At 68.9% G+C, this 23,678-nt stretch carries 8 protein-coding genes (1 of these 8 running past the window's edge); 2 read left to right on the top strand and 6 right to left on the bottom strand.

Features of this window, described 5'->3' with window-relative positions; genetic code table 11:
- The 5 genes from ACQPW1_RS44195 to ACQPW1_RS44215 all read right to left on the bottom strand — a co-directional run.
- Positions 1 to 17,235: the 5' portion of a non-ribosomal peptide synthase/polyketide synthase gene (locus tag ACQPW1_RS44195; RefSeq protein ID WP_433659512.1), read on the bottom strand. The gene continues 26,664 nt to the left of window position 1, outside the view; only the first 17,235 of its 43,899 coding nucleotides appear in the window; its start codon is at positions 17,233 to 17,235; the stop codon falls past the left edge of the window.
- Between the two features lie 377 nt (positions 17,236 to 17,612).
- Positions 17,613 to 18,362 (bottom strand): precorrin-4 C(11)-methyltransferase, encoded by a 750-nt coding sequence (gene cobM, locus ACQPW1_RS44200; protein ID WP_433659514.1) that lies wholly within the window; start codon positions 18,360 to 18,362, stop codon positions 17,613 to 17,615.
- 27 nt (positions 18,363 to 18,389) lie between these two features.
- Positions 18,390 to 18,815: a PPOX class F420-dependent oxidoreductase gene (locus ACQPW1_RS44205; protein ID WP_433659516.1), complete on the bottom strand. Its 426-nt coding sequence runs from the start codon at positions 18,813 to 18,815 to the stop codon at positions 18,390 to 18,392.
- A gap of 79 nt (positions 18,816 to 18,894) precedes the next feature.
- Positions 18,895 to 19,512, bottom strand: coding sequence for a LuxR C-terminal-related transcriptional regulator (locus ACQPW1_RS44210; RefSeq protein ID WP_433659517.1), 618 nt, complete (start codon positions 19,510 to 19,512; stop codon positions 18,895 to 18,897).
- A complete protein-coding gene (locus tag ACQPW1_RS44215; RefSeq protein WP_433659519.1) occupies positions 19,509 to 20,696 on the bottom strand; it encodes a sensor histidine kinase in 1,188 nt (395 codons plus the stop codon). The genes ACQPW1_RS44210 and ACQPW1_RS44215 overlap by 4 nt, the downstream gene beginning before the upstream one ends.
- Before the next feature lie 130 nt (positions 20,697 to 20,826).
- Here ACQPW1_RS44215 and ACQPW1_RS44220 point away from each other — a divergent pair, with 130 nt between their 5' ends.
- Positions 20,827 to 21,885, top strand: coding sequence for an ABC transporter permease (locus ACQPW1_RS44220; protein ID WP_433659521.1), 1,059 nt, complete (start codon positions 20,827 to 20,829; stop codon positions 21,883 to 21,885).
- A 34-nt stretch (positions 21,886 to 21,919) separates the two neighbouring features.
- Positions 21,920 to 22,663, top strand: a complete 744-nt coding sequence (locus tag ACQPW1_RS44225) for an ABC transporter ATP-binding protein (RefSeq protein ID WP_433659522.1) — start codon at positions 21,920 to 21,922, stop codon at positions 22,661 to 22,663.
- 5 nt (positions 22,664 to 22,668) lie between these two features.
- On the opposite strand, the gene ACQPW1_RS44230 is transcribed toward ACQPW1_RS44225, so the two are convergent.
- A complete protein-coding gene (locus ACQPW1_RS44230; RefSeq protein WP_433659524.1) occupies positions 22,669 to 23,595 on the bottom strand; it encodes a LysR family transcriptional regulator in 927 nt (308 codons plus the stop codon).
- Positions 23,596 to 23,678: the final 83 nt, after the last annotated feature.

Consider the following 23,678-nt stretch of genomic DNA (forward strand, 5'->3'; position numbering starts at 1 on the left):
CCGATCGACCAGCTCGGTGAACGATTCGGCGGCGTCGATACCGGTGCGCAGCACCAGGGTGTTGACGAACATGCCGACCAGGTCGTCGAGGGCCTGCTCGCCGCGGCCCGCGATCGGCGTGCCGACCGCGATGTCGTCCGCGCCGGACAGCCGCGACAGCAGCACCGTCAGCGCGCCGTGCATCACCATGAACAGCGACGCACCGCGTTGCCGCGCAATGTCTTCCAGCGCGGCGATCAGGTCGCCGGGCAGCTCGCGGTGCAGCGTCGCGCCGCGGAACGAGGCGATCGCCGGACGCGGCCGGTCCGCGGGCAGGGTCAGCTCGTCCGGGACACCGTCGAGGGCCTGCTGCCAGTGCGCCACCTGGCGCGCCATCAGCGAGTCCGGATCGTCTTCGGTGCCAAGGACTTCGCGCTGCCAGACGGCGAAGTCGGCGTACTGCACTGCCAGGGGCGCCCAGCCGGGCGCGCTGTCCTGGGTGCGCGCCGAGTAGGCGAGCATCACGTCGCGGGTCAGCGGCCCCATCGAGAAGCCGTCCGCCGCGATGTGATGCACCACGACGACGAGCACGTGTTCGTTCGGGCCCGCGCTGTAGAGCCGGGTGCGCAGCGGAACCTGTTCGGCCACATCGAATCCGGTGGTGACGAAGTCGGTCACCACGGCGGTCAGCTCGGCCGGATCGACCTGCACTGGGTGCAGGTCGAGCGCGATGTTCTCGGCGGGCACGATCACCTGGACCGGGGTGCCACCGTGCTCCGGGTAGCGGGTGCGCAGCGATTCGTGCCTGCGCACCACGTCGGCCACCGCGAGCCGCAGCGCGGCCACGTCGAGAGCGCCGGTAAGGCGGATGGCGACCGGCAGGTTGTAGGCCGCCGAGGAGGTGTCGTACTTGTTGAGGAACCACATGCGCTGCTGTGCGAACGACAGCGGCACCAGTTCGTCGGCCTTGCGCGGCCGGGCGACCAGCCTGGCCCGCGCGGCACCGTCGGCATGCGATTCGACCCGCGCGGCCAGGGCGGCGACGGTGGGCGCCTCGAACAGCGCGCGCACCGCGACCGTGGTGCCGAGCGCGGCACCGATGCGGGAGACGACCCGGGTGGCGATGAGCGAGTTGCCGCCGAGATCGAAGAAGTCGTCGTCGACGCCGACCCGGGGCAGATCCAGGACCTCGGCGAACACCGCGGCCACGGTCTCCTGCACCGGGGTGACCGGTGCGCGGAAGGCCCGGGACTGCACGGCGGGTGCGGGCAGCGCACGCCGGTCGAGCTTTCCGTTGACCGTCAACGGAATCCACTCGAGCCGCACCAGCGCCGAGGGCACCATGTAGGACGGCAGCCGCTCGGCGGCGCCGTCGCGGACGCGGTCGAGCGCCGGGACGACATCGGGCTCGGCGACCACGTAGGCCACGATCCGCTGGTCGCCCGGCTGGTCCTCGCGCACGATGACCGCCGCCTGGGCGATGCCCGGCTGGGCCAGGATCGCGGACTCGATCTCGCCGAGTTCGATGCGGAAGCCGCGGACCTTCACCTGATCGTCGGCGCGGCCCAGGTACTCGAGTTCGCCGAAGCGGTTCCAGCGCGCGAGGTCACCCGAGCGGTACAGGCGCGAGCCCGCCGCGTCGGAGCCGCCGAGCGGGTTGGCGACGAACCGGGTCGCGGACAGGTCGGGACGGCCGAGGTAGCCGCGCGCCAATTGCGGTCCGGCCACATACATTTCGCCCGCGACACCGACCGGCACCGGCCGCAGCCGGTTGTCGAGCACGAACACCCGCAGTCCGGCGATGGCCCGGCCGACCACGCTGCCGGAGGCGGCCGCGATGGTCGCGGCGTCCAGCGCGCGGTAGGACACGTGCACCGTGGTCTCGGTGATGCCGTACATGTTGACCAGCAGTGGCGCCCCAGCCGCGGAGCTTGCGGAGCGGTCATTGGGCCCAGCGCCGTGGCGGGCAACCCAATCGGAGAGCCTGCGCAGCTCCAGGGCCTCGCCGCCGAACACCACGTAGCGCAGGGCCAGCGGGGTGGCGTCGGGTGCGGCGTTGCGATCCGCTTCCGCCAGTTGGTAGAACGCGGACGGGGTCTGGTTGAGCACCGTAACGCGTTCGGCGCGCAGCAGTTCCAGGAACTGCTCGGGCGAGCGCGAGGTGTAGTAGTCGACCACCACGAGGGTGCCGCCGAACAGCAGCGGGCCCCACAGCTCCCACACCGAGAAGTCGAAGGCGTAGGAGTGGAACAGCGTCCACACATCGTCGGGGCCGAAGTTGAAGTCGCGATCGGTATTGGCGAACAGCCGCACCACATTCCGGTGCGCGACCGCGACACCCTTCGGGCGGCCGGTCGAACCGGAGGTGTAGATCACGTACGCGACGTGATCGGGCGAGAGCGCCGCGTTACGGTCCGCGTCGGTGATCGGCGCGTCGTCGGCGTCCTCGATATTGCCGGTCTCCACGGCGAAGCCGTCCAGCACCACGCTCGGCAGCTCCACCGGCACCGTCACCTGGACCGTCGAGTCCAGGATCACGCTGGTCGGCTGGGAATCGGCGAGCACGTAGGCGATGCGGTCGGCCGGGTAGGTCGGGTCGACCGGGACATAGCCTGCGCCGGTCTTGACCACCGCGACCAGCGCGACCACCAGGTCGAGCGAGCGCGGCAGGATCACCGCGACCAGCGACTCGGGCCCGGCGCCGTCCGCGATCAGCCTGCGCGCCAGGATGTTCGCGCGCCGGTCCAGCTCGCCGTAGGTCAGCGTCTCGACGCCGAAGCGCGCCGCGATGCGGTTCGGGTGCGCGGCGACGGCCGCGTCGAACACGGTGACCAGGGTGGCGTCGGCATCGTCGAAAACGCCTGCGCCGCCGTCCATTCCGGAGGACACCCAGCGCTGCGAGACATCGAGGCGCTCGGACTCGCCGAGCAGGTCGATGTCACCGACGGCGATCTCGGGATCCTCGGCGATGGTGTGCAGCACGCGCACCAGCCGGTCGGCGAACGAGGCCACCGTCTCCGGATCGAACAGCTCGGTCGCGTAGTTCCACGACATGGCCAGTGAGCCGTCCGCGTGCTCACCCACGGTCAGCTGCACGTCGAACTTGGCGGTGCCCGCATCGAATTCGACGACATCGAGATCGAGGCCCGGCAGTGCCACGGTGCCCATGTCGGCGGCCGAGGCCGCCTCGAAGGTCAGCGCGACCTGGAACAGCGGGTGATGCGCCTGCGAGCGAGCCGGGCCGTGTTTACCCACCCCGGCGGCTCCGCCGCCTTGCCGCCCCCAGATGACATCTACAAGCCGCTCGAACGGCACATCGGCATTGCCGAAGGCCGACAGATCGGTCCGGCGCACCTGCTCGAGCAGCTCGCTGAACCGCGCGGCGGGATCGACCTCACTGCGCAGCACCAGCGTGTTGACGAACATGCCGACCAGGTCGTCGAGGGCCCGCTCGCCACGTCCGGCGATCGGGGTGCCGATGGCGATATCGGAACTGTTGGACAGCCGGCCCGCCCACGCGGCCAGCGCGGCGTGCACGACCATGAACAGCGTGACCCCGCGGCGGCGAGCGAGCTCGGCCAGCGCGGTGTGCAGTTCGGCATCGACCGAGAAGCTGTGTGTACCACCGGCATTGGAGGCGATCTCCGGACGCGGGCGGTCGGCGGGCAGCTCGATCTGATCGGGCAGATCGCGCAGCTGCTCCACCCAGTACGCGATCTGCTGGGCCGCAACGGATTCCGGATCGTGCTCGATACCGAGCACATCGCGCTGCCACAGCGCGTAATCGGCGTACTGCACGTCCAGCGGCGCCCAGGACGGTGTCTCGCCGCGGGTGCGCTCGCTGTAGGCGACGACCACGTCGCGCAGCAGCGGTCGCAGCGAGAAGCCGTCCGCGCTGATGTGGTGCATGACCAGCACGACAACGTGATTGCGCTCGTCCAGGCTGAGCAGGTCGGCGCGGAAGGCGATCTCGCGGGTCACATCGAAGTGGAAGCTCGCCAGTTCGACGATGCGCGCGGGCAGCTCGTCAGCGGTCACCGGCTCGGCGGTTACCGCGAACGACACCTCGGAGACGGGCAGGATGCGCTGGTAGCCGGTGCCTTCCACCTCGGGGTAGACGGTGCGCAGCGCCTCGTGGCGGGCCAGCACATCCCCGATGGCGGCATTGAGCCCCTCGACATCGAGTTCGCCGGTGAGCCGGATGGCGACCGGGATGTTGTTGACCGCCGTGCGGTTGTCGAACCGGTTGAGGAACCACATCCGCTGCTGTGCCAGCGACAGCGGCACCAGGCCGGAGCGCTCCTGCGGCACCAGCGGCGCCCGGCCGCCTTGTCCGGCAGCCGATTCCACGCGCGCGGCCAGCGAGGCGACACTCGACGCCTCGAACAGCGCGCGCACCGGGATCTGGGTGTCCAGGGCTTCGCCGAGTCGAGCCGCCACCTGGGTGGCGACCAGGGAGTTGCCGCCGAGCTCGAAGAAGTCGTCGTCGAGGCCGACCCGCTCGACGCCGAGCACCGCGGCGAAGGTGTCGGCGACGATCTCCTGCACCGGGGTGGTCGGCGCACGGAAGGTCTTGGCCGCGAACGTCGGTTCGGGCAGGGCCCGGCGGTCCAGCTTGCCGGAGGGGTTCAGGGGGAACTCGTCGAGCTCCACGTAGGCCGAGGGCACCATGTAGGTGGGCAGCTGCTCGCCGAGCGCGGCCTTGACCGACTCGACATCCAGGGCCCGGTCCGGGTTTCCGACCACGTAGGCGACGAGTTGATCGCCGGTCCGCTCGTCGGTGCGCACCAGCACGACCGCCTGCGCCACCGATTCCAGTGCGGTGAGCGCGTTCTCGATCTCGCCGAGCTCGATCCGCAGACCGCGCAGCTTCACCTGGAAGTCGGTGCGGCCCAGGTACTCCAGCTCGCCGTCCTCGGGCCCACCCGTCGCCCGACCACCACCCCTCATCGAACCGCTTCGCGGTGCCTTCACCCATTGGACCAGGTCGCCGGTGCGGTACATGCGCTGGGCATCGCCGAACGGGTTCGCGATGAACCGGTCGGTGGTCAGGTCCGGGCGGGCCACGTAGCCGTGCGCCAGCTGCGCGCCGGCCAGGTACAGCTCGCCGGGCACGCCGACCGGGACCGGCCGCAGCCGCGAATCCAGCACGTACACCTGGGTGTTGAACACCGGGGCGCCGATCGGCACCGAGCTGGTGTCGGCCTCGGTCACCTCGTGGAAGGTGACGTCGACGGCGGCCTCGGTTGGGCCGTACAGGTTGTGCAGCCTGGCGCCGGTCAGCGTGCGCAGTCGCTGCGCGGTGACGGCGGGCAGCGCCTCACCGGAGGCGAAAACATTACGCAGACTGACGCATTCGCCCGCGCGCTCCTCGGCGACGAACACCGAAAGCATGGACGGCACGAAATGCACCGTGCTGACGCGCTCTTCGATGATCAGCCGGGCCAGGTAGGCGGGATCGCGGTGGCCGTCCGGCTTGGCGACGACCAGGCGGGCGCCGACCTGTAAGGGCCAGAAGAACTCCCACACCGACACGTCGAAGGTGGCCGGTGTCTTCTGCAGCACCACGTCGTAGGCGGCGAGGCCGTACTCCGCGTGCATCCAGACCAGGCGGTTGACGATGGCCGCGTGCGAGACCGCGACACCCTTCGGGCGGCCGGTCGAGCCCGAGGTGAAGATCACGTAGGCGGTGTTGGCCGGGCGCAGCGGCTTGTGCCGATCCGCGTCGGTCAGCGGCGCGTCCGAGTACTCCGACAGGTCGAGCTCGTCGATGCGCACCTGCCGGGAGGCCGTGGACTCCAGGTCGGTGCCCGAGGTGAGCACGCATACCGGGCGCGCGGTCTCCAGGATGTAGTCGGTGCGCTCGGCCGGATGATCCGGGTCCAGCGGCACGTACGCGCCACCGGCCGCGTTCACCGCGTACATGCCGACGACGAGATCGATCGAGCGGCGCATGCCAAGGGCGACATACGATTCCGGCCCGACGCCGTTCTTCTTCAGCCAGCGCGCCAGCCGGTGTACCCGTCCGGCGAACTCGGCGTAGGACAGACTTGTCCCCTCGAACGTCACTGCGTGTGCCTCGGGCGTCCGCGCGACCTGCGCCTCGAACAGCGAGACCAGCGTCGCGGCGGCATCGCCCACCGGCGAGGTCAGCGCCGCGTCCACCGGGAATTCGGTGTCGTTCCACCGCTCGACGACCAGCTCGCGTTCGGCCTGGTCCAGCAGTTCGATATCGCCGACGGCCGCGGTCGGTTCGGCGGCGACGCCACCGAGCACGCGAAGGAAGCGCTCCGCGAAGGTGTTCGCGAACACGCCGTCGAAAAGGTCGGTGGCGTAGATGAGTTCGGCGTCCATCGACGCCTCGCTGCCCTGCACCTCGCTCAGCGTGAGTTGCAGGTCGAACTTCGCGGTCGGCTGGTCGATGCCGAGCTCGGACACCAGCAGGCCGGGCAGTTCCAGCGATGCGCGGCCCAGGTTCTGGAACGACAGCATCACCTGGAACAGCGGATGCCGCGCCTGTGAACGGGCCGGGTTGAGCACCTCGACCAGCCGCTCGAACGGCACGGCGGCGTGTGCGAAGGCTTGCAGGTCCCGCTCACGCACCTGCGCGAGCAGGTCGGCGAACGACGCGTCGGTGTCGACCTGTGCGCGCAACACCAGGGTGTTGACGAACATGCCGACCAGGTCGTCCAGGGCCTGCTCGCCACGACCCGCCACCGGGATACCGATAGCGATGTCGTCGGAACCGCTCAGCCGGGCGAGCAGTGCCGCGAAGGCGCTGTGCACCACCATGAACAGCGTGGTGCCGTGCGCGTGCGCGACCCGGTTCAGCTCGTCGATCAGCTCGCCGGGCACCCGGAACCGGTGTGTCCCAGCCTGATACGACGCGACCGCGGGCCGGGGCCGCCCGGCCAGGCGCAGTTCGTCGGGCAGACCGTTGAGCGCGGTGCGCCAGTAGTCGAGCTGCTCGGAGATCAGCGAGGTCGGATCGTCCTCGGAGCCGAGCGTTTCCCGCTGCCACAGCGAGAAGTCCACGTACTGGACCGCGAGCGGCGGCCAGCCCGGCTCGGACGCCGAGGTGCGCGCCACGTAGGCGGTCATCAGGTCGCGGACCAGCGGCCGCATCGAGAAGCCGTCCGTCGCAATGTGATGCACCACGACAACCAGCACGTAATCCTGGTCGCCGAGCTGGTAGGCGCGCAGCCGCACCGGCGGCTCGGCCGTCACGTCGAAGCCACGTTCGACGAATTCGTAGAGGGCGCCGAGCAATTGGCCCTCGGCGACCGGGAAGACCTCCAGGTCCGGGATCGCCCTGGTCGCGGGCAGCACCCGCTGGTAGGCGACGCCGCTCTGCGACGGGTAGACGGTGCGCAGCGATTCGTGCCGCGCGACCACGTCGGCGACCGCACCGCGCAGCGCCGCCAGATCGAGCGCGCCCTCCAGCCGCACCGCGGCCGGAATGTTGTTGGCGGCCGAGTCGGCGTCGAAGCGGTTGAGGAACCACATCCGCTGCTGTGCCAGCGACAGCGGCGGGTACTCGGGCCGGACCTGTGCCGTGAGTGCCTGGCGCGCACCGGTTCCCGCCCGCGACTCGACGCGAGCGGCCAGCGCGGCCACCGTCGGCGCCTCGAACAGCGCGCGCACGCCGACCTCGGTGTTCAGCGCAGCGCTCAGCCGTGCCACCACCTGGGTGGCGACCAGGGAGTTGCCGCCGAGCTCGAAGAAGTCGTCGTCCACGCCGACGCGCGGCAGCCCGAGCAGATCGGCGAAGACCTCCGCCACGATCTCCTCGATCGGGGTGGCGGGCGCCCGGAAACGCTTGGCCTCGAATACCGGCGCGGGCAGCGCCCGGCGATCGAGCTTGCCGCTGGCGTTGACCGGGAAGGAGTCGAGCACGACCAGCGCGGCCGGAATCATGTAGCCGGGTAGCAAACCGGTGAGCGCGGCCTTGACGGCATCGGTGTCGATGACCGAATCCGATTCGGCGACAACGTAACCCACCAGCTGATCGCCCGCGTGCGCGTCGCTGCGCACCACGACGACGGACTGCGCGACGCCGGGCTGGGTCAGCAGCGCGGCCTCGATCTCGCCGAGCTCGATCCGCAAGCCGCGCAGCTTCACCTGGAAGTCGGTGCGGCCCAAGTACTCCAGCTCACCGTCCGCGGTCCAGGTGACGAGGTCACCGGTGCGGTACATCCGTGCGCCCGCGGCGTCGTACGGATTGGCGACGAAGCGATCCGAGGTCAGGTCCGGGCGGCCGAGGTAGCCCACGGCGAGCTGATCGCCCGCGAGATAGAGCTCACCCGCGACACCCGCTGCGACGGGATGCAGCCTGGCGTCGAGCACGAACACGCGGGTGTTCCACACCGGCCGTCCGATCGGCACCGAGACCGTATCCGCGTCCGTCACTTCGTGATACGTGACGTCGACCGCGGCCTCGGTCGGGCCGTACAGGTTGTGCAGCTTGGCGCCGGTCAGCTCGCGCAGCCGGGCGGCGGTCTGCGCGGGCAGTGCCTCACCGGAGGCGAAGACCTGCCGCAGCCGCGACGACGGGTAGCCGTCCGCGTCACCGTTCTCGTTGCCGAGGGTGGACACGAACACCGACAGCATCGACGGCACGAAATGCGCCGTGGTGATGCCGTGTTCGGCGATGAGCTGTGCCAGGTACACCGGGTCGCGATGACCGTCCGGCTTCGCGACGACCAGTCGCGCGCCGGTCTGCAAGGGCCAGAAGAACTCCCACACCGACACGTCGAAGGTGGCGGGCGTCTTCTGCAGCACGGCGTCGCCGAGCCCGATCGGGTACTCGTGCTGCATCCACAGCAGCCGGTTGACGATCGCGGCGTGGCTGACCGCCACACCCTTCGGGCGACCGGTCGAGCCCGAGGTGAAGATGACGTAGGCAGTGTTACCCGGCCGAAGTGGTTGGGTGCGTTCGGCATCCGTGATCGGCGCACCGCTGGAGGCGGCCATGCCGGGCACACCCTCGATACCCTCGATCGCGATGACCGAGACCGCACGCGGCAGGTCGATGTCGAACCCGTCCGCGGACCGGTACAGGACCATTCGCGGGCGCGCGGTGTCGACGATGTGGTTGATCCGGTCGGCGGGCTGATCCGGGTCCAGCGGCACGTACGCCGCACCCGTCTGCAGTACCGCGTACATCGCGATGACCAGCTCGTTGGAGCGGCGGATCGACAGCGCGACCAGCGATTCCGGTCCGACGCCCGCCTTGATCAACTGCCGGGCGATCCGGTTGGCCCGCACCTGCAGCTCGCGGTAGGTGAGCCGCTCTTCGTCGAAGAGCAGCGCCTGCGCGTCCGGCGTTGCCGCGGCCTGCGCGTCGAACAGCGAGACCAGCGTGCCACCGGGCACCTGGTGCGCGGTGTCGTTCCAGTCGACCAGCACCTGCGCGTGTTCTTCCGGCGCGAGCAGGTCGATATCGCCGATCGGCACGGTCGGGTCGGCGGTGACGGCCGCGAGCACGCGGTCCAGCCGGCGCGCGAACGCGGCGACCGTGTCCTCATCGAAAAGGTCTTCGGCGTAAGAGAATTCGGCCGACATGCCGGCCGCGTCACCCAGCTCGTCCTGGGTCTCCTGCAGGGTCAGCTGCAGGTCGAACTTGGCCAGGCGCGCGTCGTAGTCGACGCCGTTGACCGACAGTCCGGGCAGCTCCAGGCTGGCCTGCCTGGTGTTCTGGAAGGTCAGCATCACCTGGAACAGCGGATGCCTGGCCTGCGAGCGCGCGGGGTTGAGCACCTCGACCAGGCGCTCGAACGGCACGTCCGCGTGCGCGAAGGCGTGCAGATCCTTTTCCCTGGCCTGCGCGAGCAGATCGGCGAAGCTGGCCGCGCCGTCCACCTCGGTGCGCAGCACGAGGGTGTTGACGAACATGCCGATCAGGTCGTCCAGCGCGGCCTCACCGCGGCCGGCCACCGGCGTGCCGATCGCGATGTCGCCGGTGCCGCTGGCGCGGGCCAGCAGCACGGCCAGCGCGCTGTGCATGACCATGAACAGCGAGGCATTGTGCTTGCGGCCCAGGTCGACCAGCGCGCGCTGAGTGTCGCCGGAGATCACGAACGGGTAGGTGCCACCACGATAGGACGCCGCGGCGGGCCGCGGGCGGTCCGAGGGCAGCACCAATTCGTCCGGGAGATCGGCGAGTTCGCGCGCCCAGTACCGAATCTGGTTGGCGATCAACGAACTCGGGTCGTCCTCGGAGCCGAGCACCTCGCGCTGCCACAGCGCGTAGTCCGCGTACTGGACGGGCAACGCCGACCACGCGGGCGCCTCCCACGAGGTGCGGGCGGCATAGGCCACCATCACGTCGCGGGCCAGCGGGCCCATCGACCAGCCGTCGGCGGAGATGTGGTGCACCACCATGCCGAGCACGTACTCGGTCTCGCTGATCTCGAAAAGCCTTGCATGCAAAGGCACTTCGTTGGTCACGTCGAACGCCATCGAGGCGAGCTGGACCAGGTGGTCGATCAGGTTGTGCTCGGTCACCGGCACCGGCGTCAGGTCGGGCACGATCTGCGCCGCGTCCAGCACCACCTGCACCGGCCCGGTCTTGGTCTCCGGGAACACGGTGCGCAGCGACTCGTGCCGGTCGATCACGTCGATGACCGCGACCTGCAGCGCGGCCACGTCGAGATCGCCGGACAGCCGGATGGCGACCGGGATGTTGTTGACCGCCGAGGCGGTATCGAACCGGTTGAGGAACCACATGCGCTGCTGCGCAAGCGAAAGCGGCACTTCCTCCGGGCGGACGCGGGCGACGAGCGCCTTGCGCGCACCGTCACCGGCGTGCGACTCCACCCGGGCCGCGAGCGCGGCGACGGTGGACGCCTCGAACAGCATGCGCACCGGGACGCGGGTATCCAGCGCGATGCCGAGACGCGAGGCGACCTGGGTCGCGATCAGCGAGTTGCCGCCGAGTTCGAAGAAGTCGTCGTCGACGCCGACCCGGTTGATGCCGAGCACCTCGCCGAAGATCTGCGCGACGATTTCCTCGATCGGCGTTGTCGGCGCACGGAATTCGCGTACCTCGAACACCGGCGCGGGCAGCGCCTTGCGGTCCAGCTTGCCGGACGGGTTGAGCGGGAACGCTTCCAGCACCACGATCGCCGACGGCACCATGTAGGCGGGCAGCGTGCGGTGCAGGGCGTTCTTGATGTTGTCGATGTCGACCGGGCCCGCCGGAGTGACCACGTACGAAACGAGCTGATCGCCCGCGACGGTGTCCAGCACGAGCACGACCGCCTGGGTGACGGCCGGGTGGTCGAGCAGCGCGGACTCGATCTCGCCGAGCTCGATGCGCTGACCGCGGAACTTCACCTGGAAATCGGTGCGGCCGATGTATTCCAGCACGCCCGCGGCGCCGACCTCGGGGTCGTGCGGCTCGACCCAGCGCACCAGGTCGCCGGTGCGGTAGAGGCGGCTGCCCGGCGCGCCGAACGGGTTGGCGACGAAACGTTCCGCGCTCAGGTCGGGGCGGCCGTGGTAACCCCGGGCGGTCTGCACGCCGCCCATGTAGAGCTCACCGGGAACGCCGACGGGAACCGGATCCAAGCCCTCGTCGAGGACGTAGGCCTGCGCGTTCCACACCGGACGGCCGATCGGCACCGAGGTGGGGGCGACCTCGTTGAGGTGCCAGGCGGTGGCGTGCACGGTGAATTCGGTCGGCCCGTAGAGGTTGTGCATCGCGGCGGTGGAGAACTGCCGGAACGCGGCGACGGTGGCCGGCGGCAATGCCTCACCAGCGACCAGAACCGCACGCAGCGAAGCACATTCGGCGGTAGACGCGGCACCCGCGAACACCGAGAGCATCGACGGCACGAACGAGGTCATGGTGACCTGGTGCCGTCCGATGATCTCCGAGAGGTACATCGGATCGCGGTGCCCGTCGGGCGCGGCGATAAGCATGCGGGCGCCGACGGCCAAGGAGCCGAACAACTCCCACACCGACACGTCGAAGGTTACCGGTGTCTTCTGCAGCACCACATCGGCCGGGCCGATCCGGTATTCGCCGGTGATCCAGGCGATCTGGTTGAGCACGCTGGCGTGGCTGACGGCCACACCCTTGGGCCGGCCGGTGGAGCCGGAGGTGTAGAGCACGTACGCGGTGTTCGTCGGGCGCAGCGGTGCGCGGCGCTCGGCGTCGGTGATCGGCTCGTCGCCGAATTCGCTCAGATCCAGTGTGTCGACGGCGATCACCGGGCAGGCAGTGTCGGCTCCCGCCCCATCCCGCCCTGCGCTCTTGACATCGTCGGACAGGGTGGTCAGCACGCACACCGGCGTCGAGTTGGCCAGCACGTACTCGGTGCGTTCGGCCGGGTGATCGGGGTCGATCGGCACGTAGCCGCCGCCCGCGGTCATGGTGGCGTAGATGGCGATCAGCATGTCCACCGAGCGGCGGATGCCGACGGCAACCAGCTTCTCCGGGCCGACGCCCTCGGCGATCAGCTTGCGCGCCAAGCGATTCACCCGCGCCGCGAACTCGGCGTAGCTCAGCTGCACCTGCGGGCCGAATTCGCCCGCGCTGCGGGTGCCGCCGTCGAACAGCACGGCAATGTCGTTGGGGCGCAGGCGTACCTGCTCCTCGAACAGGTCGAGCACGGTCGCCGCGGGTAACTCGTGTCCGGTCTGGTTCCAGCCGGTGAGGACGAGGGTGCGTTCGGTGTCGTCGAGGATGTCGATGTCGCGTACCGCGGCTTGCGGTGTGCTGACGGCGGCTTCGAGCACGCGCAGGTAGCGGCGGCCGAATTCGGCGACGGTGGTGGCGTCGAACAGGTCGGTGGCGAAGGAGACCACAGCCGCCATGCCTGCCGGTTCGCCTTGGGCGCCGCGTTCTTCGGTGACGGTCCACTGCAGGTCGAACTTGGCGATGTCGACGTCGAGTTCGTCGGCGGTGACCGAGAGTCCGGGCAGTTCCAGTGTCGCGTGCGACATCTCCTGGAACGACAGCATCACCTGGAACAGCGGATGCCGGGCTTGTGAACGGGTCGGGTTGAGCACCTCGACGAGGCGCTCGAACGGCACGTCGGCGAAGGCGAACGCAGCGAGGTCGGTTTCCCGTGTACGGGTGAGGAACTCGGTGAACGGTTCACTGCCGTCGACCTCCGAGCGCAGCACCAGCGTGTTGACGAACATGCCGATGAGGTCGTCGAGGGCCTGCTCGCCGCGACCGGCGACCGGGGTGCCGATGGCGATGTCGTTGGTGCCCGACAGCCGAGCCAGCAGCACCGCGAGCGAGGCGTGCATGACCATGAACAGACTGACGCCCTGCGCGCGGGCCAATGCCGAAAGCTGCTGGTGCAGTTCGGCATCGATGTCGAAGGTGACCCGGCCACCGGAGAAGCTCTGCACCGGCGGGCGCGGGCGATCCGCGGGCAGGTCGAGCTGATCGGGCAGTCCGGCCAAAGCCCGGCGCCAGTAGGCGATCTCGCGGGCGGCCATCGAGCCGGGGTCGGACTCGGCGCCGAGCAGCTCGCGCTGCCAGACGCTGAAGTCCTGGTACTGCACCGGCAGCGGCGCCCAGCTCGGCGCCTGCCCCGCGGCGCGCGCGAGGTAGGCGGCGGCGACGTCGCGGGCCAGCGGGCCGAACGAGAAGCCGTCCGCGGCAATGTGATGCACCACGAACGCGACCGCGTAATCGGCGGTGCCGTTCTCGCGGCCGCCGGTCACCGCGTAGACCCGGACCCGGATCGGCAGCTCGCGTGACACATCGAAGCCGGTGGACGCGAATGCTGTCAGTTCAGCTTGCAATTCGGTTTCGTCGATCGGTTCGATCGCGATGCCGAGGTCGACCTGGTCGACCGGCAGCACCTGCTGGTAGCCGCCGTCACCGGACTCGGGGAAGATCGTGCGCAGCGATTCCTGGCGCGCGACCACATCGGTCAGCGCGGCCGCCAACGCGTCCAGGTCGACCTCGCCGCGCAACCGGACCACGAAGGGCAGGTTGTAGGCGGGCACGGTCGAGTCGAACTGGTTGATGAACCACATTCGCTGCTGCGACAGCGACAGCGGCACCCGTTCGGGCAGCTGCTGGGCCACCAGCGGCGGCCGGGCGCCCTCGGTTTGGCTGGCGTTCTCCGCGCGGGCGGCGATCCCGGCCACGGTCGGGGATTCGAACAGCGCCCGCACCCCGATCTGGGTGCCGAACGCCACCCCGATCCGCGAGACCACCTGGGTCGCGACCAGGGAGTTGCCGCCGAGGTCGAAGAAGTTGTCGTCGATGCCGATGCGGTCCTGGCTCAGCACGTCGGCGAAGACGCCCGCCACGATCTGCTCGGCCTGGGTGCGCGGGGCACGGAAGCTGGTCGCGTCCACGCTGAACACCGGCTCGGGCAGGGCCTTTCGGTCCAGCTTGCCCGAGGTGTTGAGCGGGAAGGCGGCCAGCACCATGATCGAGGCGGGCACCATGTAGCTCGGCAGCTTCTCGGCCGCGAACCTGGTCAACTCGGTTGGTTCCACCGAATGTCCCGGCGCGGCAACGACATAGGCCACCAGCTGCTGACCGGTGGCGGTATCCATCACCAGCACCACGGCCTGGCTCACCGCGGGATGAGCGAGCAGATCGGTCTCGATCTCGCCGAGCTCGATGCGCTGACCACGGAACTTCACCTGGAAGTCGGTGCGGCCGATGTATTCCAGCGTGCCCGCGTCGTTCCAGCGCACCAGGTCACCGGTGCGGTACATGCGTTCGCCGGTGTCCGACAACGGGTTCGCGACGAAGCGGTCCGCGCTCAGGTCCGGGCGGCCGCGGTAGCCGCGGGCCAGCTGACGGCCACCGAGGTAGAGCTCACCCGGGGCGCCGATCGCGGCCGGTCGCAGCCGCGAATCCAGCACGTAGACCGAGACATTCCACTCCGGGATACCGATCGGCACGGTCACCGTGTCGGCGGCGGTCGCCTCCCAGTAGGTCACCGAGACCGCGGCCTCGGTCGGGCCGTACAGGTTGTGCAGGCCAGCCGTGGTGATCGCGCGGAAACCCGCCGCGGTCTCCGGCGGCAGTGCCTCACCGATCACGAAAACCGCACGCAGCGTGGCACATTGCGCCCGCGTCGCGTGCGAGACGAACACCGTCAGCATCGATGGCACGAAGTCGGTCACGGTGACCCCGTGCCGCTCGATCATGTCCGCGACATACAGCGGATCACGGTGCCCGTCGGGCGAGGCGATGACCAGCTTCGCGCCGACCAGCAACGGCAGGAAGTAGCCCCACAGCGACACGTCGAACGTGGTCGCGGTCTTCTGCAAGTACACGTCATCCGCGGTGAGCCGATACTCGTCGAGCATCCACAGCTGCTGGTTGACGATCGCGTGATGAGTGACCGCAACACCTTTGGGGCGTCCGGTCGAACCCGAGGTGTAGATGACATAGGCGGTGTTGTCCGGGCGCAGCGGCGCGAGGCGATCCGCGTCGGTCACCGGCTCGGCGGAGAACTCCGACACGTCCAGGGTGTCGATCTGCACCCGCCGCACCGACTCCGGCAGTTCCAGCTCATCGGCCGACAGCGTCAACACACAGACCGGTGCCGCGCTGTCGAGGATGTAGGCGGTGCGATCGGCCGGATGATCCGGATCGATCGGCACGTATGCGCCACCGGCCTTCAGCACCGCGTGCATGCCGATGACCAGCTCCAGTGACCGCCGCATGCCAAGCGCGACAAGCGATTCCGGGCCGACACCGTCGGCGATCAGGAACCGGGCCAGCCGGTTGACCCGCGCGTCGAATTCTGCGTAGGTAAGGGTCGTGCCCTCGAAGTCGAGCGCGATGTTGTTCGGCGCCAACGGCATCTGCGCATCGAGCAGCGCCGACAGCGTGGTGTCGGGCACGTCCTGGTCGGAGTCGTTCCACTCCAGCAGCGAGCGCTCCCGCTCGTCGGTGGTGGTGACGTCCAGTGCCCAGATCGCGGCGTCGTCGTCGGCCGCGAGGAACCGGTCGAAGAACTCCAGGAAGCGCGAATGATGGCGGCGCGCTTCGTCTTCGGTGTAGAGGTTCGGGTTGGTCTCGAAGTCGATGTGCGAGCGGGTGCCCGCGACCGACTGATAGAAGTTGACGCCGAGATCCTCGATGCTGCCGGTGGACAGCACGTGCAGCTGGCCGACCATCGGGCCCATCACCAGCTCGTCGTGGAACAGCATGATGTTGACCCACGGGCCGAAGAACTCCGTGGTCACCACGCCGTCGCCGGCGGTGTCGCGGCGGATGTCCTCGTGCCGGTACCGCTGATGCCGCAGCGCGCCGGACACCTCCACCGTCACCTGCTTGAGCAGTTCGCTGACGGTCGTGTCGTGGCCGACGTGCAACCGCAGCGGCACGATGTTCGACGAGACACCACCCGAGCGGCGCATCGCCGCGGTGGTACGCGCGGTCACCGGCAGGCTCAGGATGACGTCCTCGACGCCGTTCCACTGCGCCAGGTACCCGGCGAACGCCGCGAGCAGCAAACCGGCGGGCGACGAATCATGGCGCCGCACAGCCGCATCCAGCAGCGTGTTCTGGTCGTCGGACAGGGCCGCACTGGCGATCCCGTTGATCGCGGCGGGCGGGGCGGACCGGCCGGTCAGGCTGGTGCCTTCCTCCAGCCCGGCGACGCGCTCGGCCCAGTACTCCTTGTCGGTGCCGAACCGCTTGCTCTCCCGGTAGGCCATTTCCTGCTCATAGAGCGTGTGCAGGTCGGTGGCCTTAGAAACGGCGGGCTCGGTGCCGTTCGCGTACGAGGTGTACAGCTCGGCGATCCGGTTCAGGTTGGTCATCGCGCCGAAGCCGTCGAGGGTGACGTGATGGGCCCGCGAGTACCAGTACCAGTGGTCGTCGGCCAGTTGCAGCGCCGCGACCGCGATCAGCCGGTCGGTCGTCAGGTCCATCGGGCGGCTGTACTCGGCGCGCATCCACGTCATCGCGGCCGCGGCCGGATCGGCCTCGGCACGCAGGTCTACATAGGTGACCTTGTCGTAGTCGGCGATGCTGTGATCGATGAACTGCAACGGCTCGCCGTCGCGTTCGATGATGCGCAGGAAGCCCGAACCGAGCTCGTGCGACGCGTCGATGCTCGCCTGTTCCAGGATCTCGACATCCAGCTCACCGTGCAGATCCACGTACTGCGCGATGTTGACCGGCACCTGCGGGTCGACATGCTGCGCGTACCAGATGCCCAGCTGCGCAGGAGACAGCGGGAAGTAGCCCGAACCAGCGTCCGCCCGTTCGCCACCAGCTTCGCCGTTTCCGCCGAAATCCAGCCGGTCCAACCGTAACCTCGCTTCCGGAACACCACGCAAGCGCTCCCCGACGACACCCGGACAGGACGCTCACCTATCCAAGCGTGGCGCCCGCGTCTCGGGGTTCAGTTCTCTAATCAATCAGACAAAAAAAGCTCATTGGCACTATCTGTTCGCCAGGGTGACCTTGTTACATAGGCGCGACCGCGCCCACTACCCACCGACCGGCGATGCCGGGATTCTCGCTGCAGATCACCGAACCAATCTACCGTCGCCGCCCGCACCGAACCAACCAACCTCGATAGCCGACCGACATCATCACAGGCAGTTGAGGTGTCAGCAATTTGCGGGCCTCGTGTTGCAGACCTCACATCCTGCGCGACGCGCTGTGCGGGCGGTGCGGCGGGTCACCGATGGCGGGTGCGGGCCGGATCGTAGAGGTGGGATTCGGCACACGACACCGTGCTCGCGAGGGCCTTGCCGACCAGGATGATCGCGGCCTGCCGCAGTTCGGCGGCCTCGACCTGATCGGCGATATCGGTGAGGGTGCCGCGCAGGATCAGCTGGTCAGGCTGGCTGGCGCGGTACACGACGGCGACCGGACAGTCCCGGCCGTAGTCGCTAACGAGCTCGGCGGCCAGCGTGCGGATGCGGGTGATCGCGAGGTGCAGCACGAGGGTGGCGCCGGTGGCGGCGAAGTTGGCCAAGGCCTCGGAGCCGGGCATCGCGGTCGAGCGGGCTCGGGTGCGGGTCAACACGACCGACTGCACCACTTCGGGGACGGTGAGTTCGGTGCCGAGTAGCGCGGCCGCGGCGGCGTAGGCGGGAACGCCGGGGGTGACGTCCCACGGAATGCCGTGTGCGTCGAGCCTGCGGGTCTGTTCGGTGAGGGCCGAGTACAGCGACGGGTCGCCCGAGCAGAGGCGGGCTACGTCCTTGCCGGATTCATCGGCGCGCACCAGGTGTTCGGTGATCTGGTCGAGGTCGAGGTGCTGGGTGTCGATCAGTTCGGCGTCGGGTGCGCAGTGGCCGAGGACCTCGGGATCCAGGTAGGTGCCCGCGTACAGGCATACCGGCGACGTGCCGAGCAGGGTGACCGCGCGGACGGTGAGCAGGTCGGCCGCGCCCGGTCCGGCCCCGATGAAGTGCACGGTCATGCGGGTGAGTGTAAAACGCCGGTCGGGTCAGGCCGTCGCGTCGAAATGGGCGAGCACCTTGGTCGGGCGCAGGCGGACGACGAGTTCGCCGGGCACACCGTTGCGCTTGCCGAATTCCTCGGCGCGGTCGGCGCCCATGTAGCGGCCGCCGATCTCGGTGGCGGTGCGGACCAGTTCTTCCGGATCCTCGGACAGGGTGACGGTGCCCTGCAACTGCACCGACGGGTACGGCGCCGCCTCGACGTCGACGATCACCGCGATGCGGCCGTCGCGGGCGAACGCCTTGCCCTTGGCGGTGCTCTTGCCGGTGTTGAAGACCAGTTCGTCACCCTCGAGCACGAACCAGACCGGGGTCACCACCGGTCGGCCGTCGGCGGCGACGAACGCGACCTTGCCCGTCCGCGTGCCTTCGGAGAGGAACTCGCGCACCTGAGGATCCGACAGAGAAGCCATTGGCTCACCCTAGAGCCACGCAGGTGGCCGGACGGGGTACCTGCGGGGGCATGTCGCGAGGTTCTGCGACGCTCGTATCTCAGATCGCGCCTTGCTCACGTGCCCGGGCGACGGCCGAGGTACGGGATCGGACACCGAGTTTCGCGTAGATGTGCACCAGGTGGGACTTGACGGTGGTTTCGCTGAGGAACAGCTCCTTGGCGATCTCACGGTTGGAGCGGCCGTCGGCGACCAGCCGCAGCACCTCGATTTCCCGTGCGCTCAAGGTGGTGTCGGCGCGGCGCACGCGGGTCATCAGCTTGGAGGCCACCGCGGGCGACAGCACGCTCTCCCCCGCGGCGGCCGAGCGGACGGCGGCGAGCAGTTCGGCGGGCGGGGTGTCCTTCAGGATGTAGCCGCAGGCGCCCGCTTCGATGGCGCCGAGGATGTCGGCGTCGGTGTCGTAGTTGGTGACCACCAAGACATTCGGCGGTTGCGGGAGGGCGCGCAGCTCGGCGGTGGCGTCCGCGCCGGAGCGGCCCGGGCCGAAGCTCAGGTCCATCAGCACCAGGTCCACCGGGGTGGTCGCGCAGAACGCGACGGCCGCCTCACCGGCCGGTACGTCGCCGACGACGGTGATGTCGTCGCCGCCGTCGAGCAGCGCGCGCAGGCCGGCGCGGACGATGGCGTGGTCGTCGGCCAGCAGGAGGCGGATCATGCGTGTTCTCCCGAATCCGGTTCGGGTGCGGCGGGTTCGAGCGGGAAGGAGACGGTGACCGCGGTGTGTCCCGGCTCCGATTCCACCGCCATGGTGCCGCCCTGCTGCTCCACCCGCGACCGCATTGCGGCGAGGCCGAACGAGCCGGAGGGAGAGTGATCGAGGACGTCGGGTTCGATGCCGATCCCGTCGTCCACCACGTCGAGCAGGACGTCGGCGTCGGCGTAGGTCAGAGTCAGGCGCATTCGGTCGGCCTTCGCGTGCTGCACGACATTCGAGACCGCGCCCTGCGCGATGCGCACCAGCGCCGCCTCCACCGGCATCGGCAGGCGCTCAGGGGTGCCTTCCACCACCAGTTGGGTGGCGAGTCCGGGGGCATTGGCGCGCAGGCAGATTCGCTCCAATGCCTGGGCCAGTGACTGACCGTCGAGTGCTGCCGGGGCCAATTCGGCGATGAGCCTTCGGGTTTCGGCCAGGTTCTCGGCCGCGGTCTCTCTGGCCAGCTGAATCCGTTGCAACGCTGGATGATCCGGCGCTGACTGTTCGGCGGCGTGCAGTAGCAGTTGGATACTGCTCAAGCCCTGGGCGACGGTGTCGTGGATCTCCTGGGCCAGTCGCTCGCGCTCGGACAGCTTGCCCGCCGTGCGTTCCTGATCCGCGAGTATCGCTCGGGTACTGATCAATTCGTCGATCAGCCGCTGTCGTTCGGCGGACTCACGGAACAGCGCCTGATAACCGAGGCCGATGCCGACCGCGACCGCCGCGCCGAAGATCGGGCCGATCGCACCTGCCACCGACCAACCTCGATGTGCACCGAAACCCACCACCGCGATGGCCGTTGCCGCCGCTACCGCGACCATGTTCCACGGGCGCGGGAGTAGATGCAGGTAGAGGAAGAACAGTCCGAAGGCCAGGTAACCGGCGTCGGGGGCGAGCAGGACCAAGCCGAGCCACCACACCGTCAGGGCGGTCAGCCAGATCGCGATCCCGCCGCGGCGTCCGCTCAGTACGTGACCTGCGAAGTACGTCGCCAGGAAGCCCACTGTCAACGCCACGACCGGGATCGGATGCGGCGCGCCGGGCAGCAGCGCACGCACGGCGATCACCACCGCCAACGCCGTCACCAGCACATGCAGCCCGAGCCGCAGCGCGGTGAAGACGGGGGTGAGCGGTGACGAGTGCACCTTGCCAGCTTATGTGCGGCTACCCGGGCGGCATCCATCGAAAGGTGTAAACCGCCACCCACCCTTCGATGGTGCGCCTTTCCTTCCCGCGCGCGATGGCGGATGCCGCGCCGCGCGGAACAGTGAAGGCATGTTCGTCGCACTCCGAGACCTGCGCGCCGCCCGCGGCCGCTTCCTGCTCATCACCCTGGTCGTCACCCTGGTGGCGCTGCTGGTGAGTTTCCTGAGCGGGCTCACGGCCGGGCTCGCGCACCAGAACATCTCGGCCGTCGAATCGTTCCCCGGCGACACCGTCGTCTTCGCCGACACCGGCGCCGCCCCGTCGTTCGACGCCTCGACCCTCACCGCGGAACAGATCGCGGCATGGCAGGCCGCGGCGGGCCCGAACGGCACCGTCGACCCGATCGGTATCAGCCACGGCAAGGTCGACCCCGGCGGCCGCGCCTCGGTGCAGGTCGCCTTCTTCGGTACCACCGGAACAGCTTTCGGCAACCGCTCCGCAACCGAGAACGGCAGCGTCGTCCTCAGCACCGGCGCGGCCAAGGATCTCGGCGCCGCCGCGGGCGACTCCGTCACCATCAGCGGCCGCCCCTTCACCGTCGCCGCAGTGCGCGGAGACGACTGGTACAGCCACACTCCCGTCGTCTGGACACCCCTGGCCGACTGGCAGGCGATGAGCCCCCGCTCCGGCGCTGCCACTGTGCTCGCGGTATCCGGTGTGCCAGACCAGGCCGCGGTGAACGCCACCGCACACACGCAGACAACCGATTCGTCCGGCGCACTCTCCGCGCTCAGCGCATATAAGGCCGAAAACGGCTCCCTAACCCTGATGACAGTGCTCCTCTTCGCCATCTCGGCCCTGGTAATCGGTGCCTTCTTCACCGTCTGGACCGTCCAACGCATGCCCGACATCGCCACTCTCAAAGCACTAGGCGCCACCTCCGGCTCCCTGGTCCGCGACGCCCTCGCCCAAGCCGCCATCGTTTTGACCGCCGGTGTCGCAGTCGGCCTCGGAATAACAGTCGCCGCAGCCGCTTTCATGGGCGACGCACTCCCCTTCGTCCTGAGCCCTGCAACCACACTGCTGCCCGCCGTAGCGCTGATAGTCCTCGGTCTACTAGGCGCCGCCTTCGCCCTCCGCTTCCTCTTCACCACCGACCCCCTGACCGCCCTCGGCGCGGGCCGCTGACCCATAAGCATTGAGCCACTGGAGTTTCCGACCGATGACCACCACCCTCACCCTCGACGACGTCACCCTCACCTACCCCGACGGATCGGGCAGACTAACCGCCCTCGACCGCGTAGACCTCCGCGTCGCAGGCGGCGAGATCGCCGCCATCACCGGCCCATCCGGCTCCGGCAAATCCAGCCTCCTCGCCGTCGCCGCCACCCTTATCCACCCGGACTCAGGCCGAATCGATCTCCGAACCCCCAGCGGCAGTGTCGATCTCGCCACCGTAGGCCGCCGCGAAGCCGCCGAACTACGCCGCTCATCCATCGGCATCGTCTTCCAACAACCGAACCTGATCCCCGCCCTCACCGCCCTCGAACAGCTCGAGGTGATGACCCACCTAGGTCAACACCTACACACCTCAGCCCACCAACGCCACGAAACCCGCACCCGGGCACTAGAACTACTCGACGCAGTCGGCCTAGCCGACCAACAGTCCAAACGCCCCGCCCAACTCTCCGGCGGCCAACGCCAACGCATCAACATCGCCCGTGCCCTAATGAACAACCCCGCCCTACTGGTCATCGACGAACCAACGAGCGCCCTCGACACCGAACGCGGCGCCGCCATAATCGACCTGATCCTCACCATCGTCCACAACCACGGCGCCGCCACCCTCCTGGTAACCCACGACCGAACCCACCTCCACCGCATGACCGCCGTCTACAACATGACCGACGGCCACCTCACCGATGACACGACCGCCCACACCCCGGCCCGCGTCATCGGGGCTTGAGGCCGTCAGCCAGGTAGGCCGAGGAGCGCGTCATGTTGCTGATGGACCTTTGCGCGTAGGGCGTCGATGAAGGCGGCGACTTCTGGTCGTCGGAGGGTTTCCGCGCGAGCCACCAGCCAATACGCCAGTTTGACCGAGACCTCGTCGACCAGGACCCGGACCAGGTCTGCGTGGCGGTCGGCCATGAAACAGGGGAGCAGGCCTATGCCTGCGGCGGCTCGGGTTGCTTCGACGTGGACGAAAACGTTGGTGGAGGTTACGGATTCGCGCATGGCGGGGGCGAAGCTGGAGGCCAGGTCGAGGTCGTCTACCTGGAGCATGGAGTCGATGAAGTAGACGAGCGGGTGCGCGGCTAGGTCGTTGATGGTTGTCGGGGTTCCGTGTTCGGCTAGATAGTCGCGGCTGCCGTAGAGGCCGAGGCAGTAGTCGGAGAGGCGGATTGCGGTGGCGCGGTGGACTTGTGGTTCGCCGACGACTACTTCTAGGTCGAGGCCGGAGCGTTGGGTGGAGGCTCGTCTTGTGGTGGCGACGATTTCTACGGTGATCTTGGGGTGTTGGCGTTGGACTTCGGCGGCGGCGGGGGCGGCTAGGTAGGCGCTGAAGCCGTCGGTTGCCGAGATCCGTACTACGCCTTCTAGAACTCTGCTGCCGTCGGCGTCGGCGGCGAGGGACTTGACGGCCGACTCGACCACCTCGGCGGCGGCCAGTGCTTCCTTGCCTAGTTCGGTGAGTTCCCAGCCGCCCGCGGCGCGGGTGAGAACTCGACCGCCGAGGGTGTGTTCCAGGGCGGCGATGCGCCGGGAGATGGTGGTGTGGTTGATGCCGAGTTCCTCGGCGGCCGACACGAAGCGCCCCGATCGGCCGACTGCCAGCAGAACCAGCAGGTCATCCGCGCTCGGTCGACGGGCGGACCCCGCGGAACCGACGTTCATATCTGCATCCTCGCAGATACGTACTGCACATCTAGTCATTGCGGACAAACCCATCTGCACTAATACTTCGTTGCAGCCAAGAT

The sequence above is a fragment of the Nocardia sp. CA-128927 genome (assembly GCF_050955855.1).
Classification (GTDB): domain Bacteria; phylum Actinomycetota; class Actinomycetes; order Mycobacteriales; family Mycobacteriaceae; genus Nocardia.

What these genes read in the sequence shown, in the direction of transcription:
- ACQPW1_RS44205 (WP_433659516.1), bottom strand. Translation starts at nt 18,815, where the DNA reads ATGGCTTCTCTGTCGGATCCTCAGGTGCGCGAGTTCCTCTCCGAAGGC.
- ACQPW1_RS44220 (WP_433659521.1), top strand. Translation starts at nt 20,827, where the DNA reads ATGTTCGTCGCACTCCGAGACCTGCGCGCCGCCCGCGGCCGCTTCCTG.
- ACQPW1_RS44210 (WP_433659517.1), bottom strand. Translation starts at nt 19,512, where the DNA reads ATGATCCGCCTCCTGCTGGCCGACGACCACGCCATCGTCCGCGCCGGC.
- ACQPW1_RS44225 (WP_433659522.1), top strand. Translation starts at nt 21,920, where the DNA reads ATGACCACCACCCTCACCCTCGACGACGTCACCCTCACCTACCCCGAC.
- cobM (WP_433659514.1), bottom strand. Translation starts at nt 18,362, where the DNA reads ATGACCGTGCACTTCATCGGGGCCGGACCGGGCGCGGCCGACCTGCTC.
- ACQPW1_RS44230 (WP_433659524.1), bottom strand. Translation starts at nt 23,595, where the DNA reads ATGAACGTCGGTTCCGCGGGGTCCGCCCGTCGACCGAGCGCGGATGAC.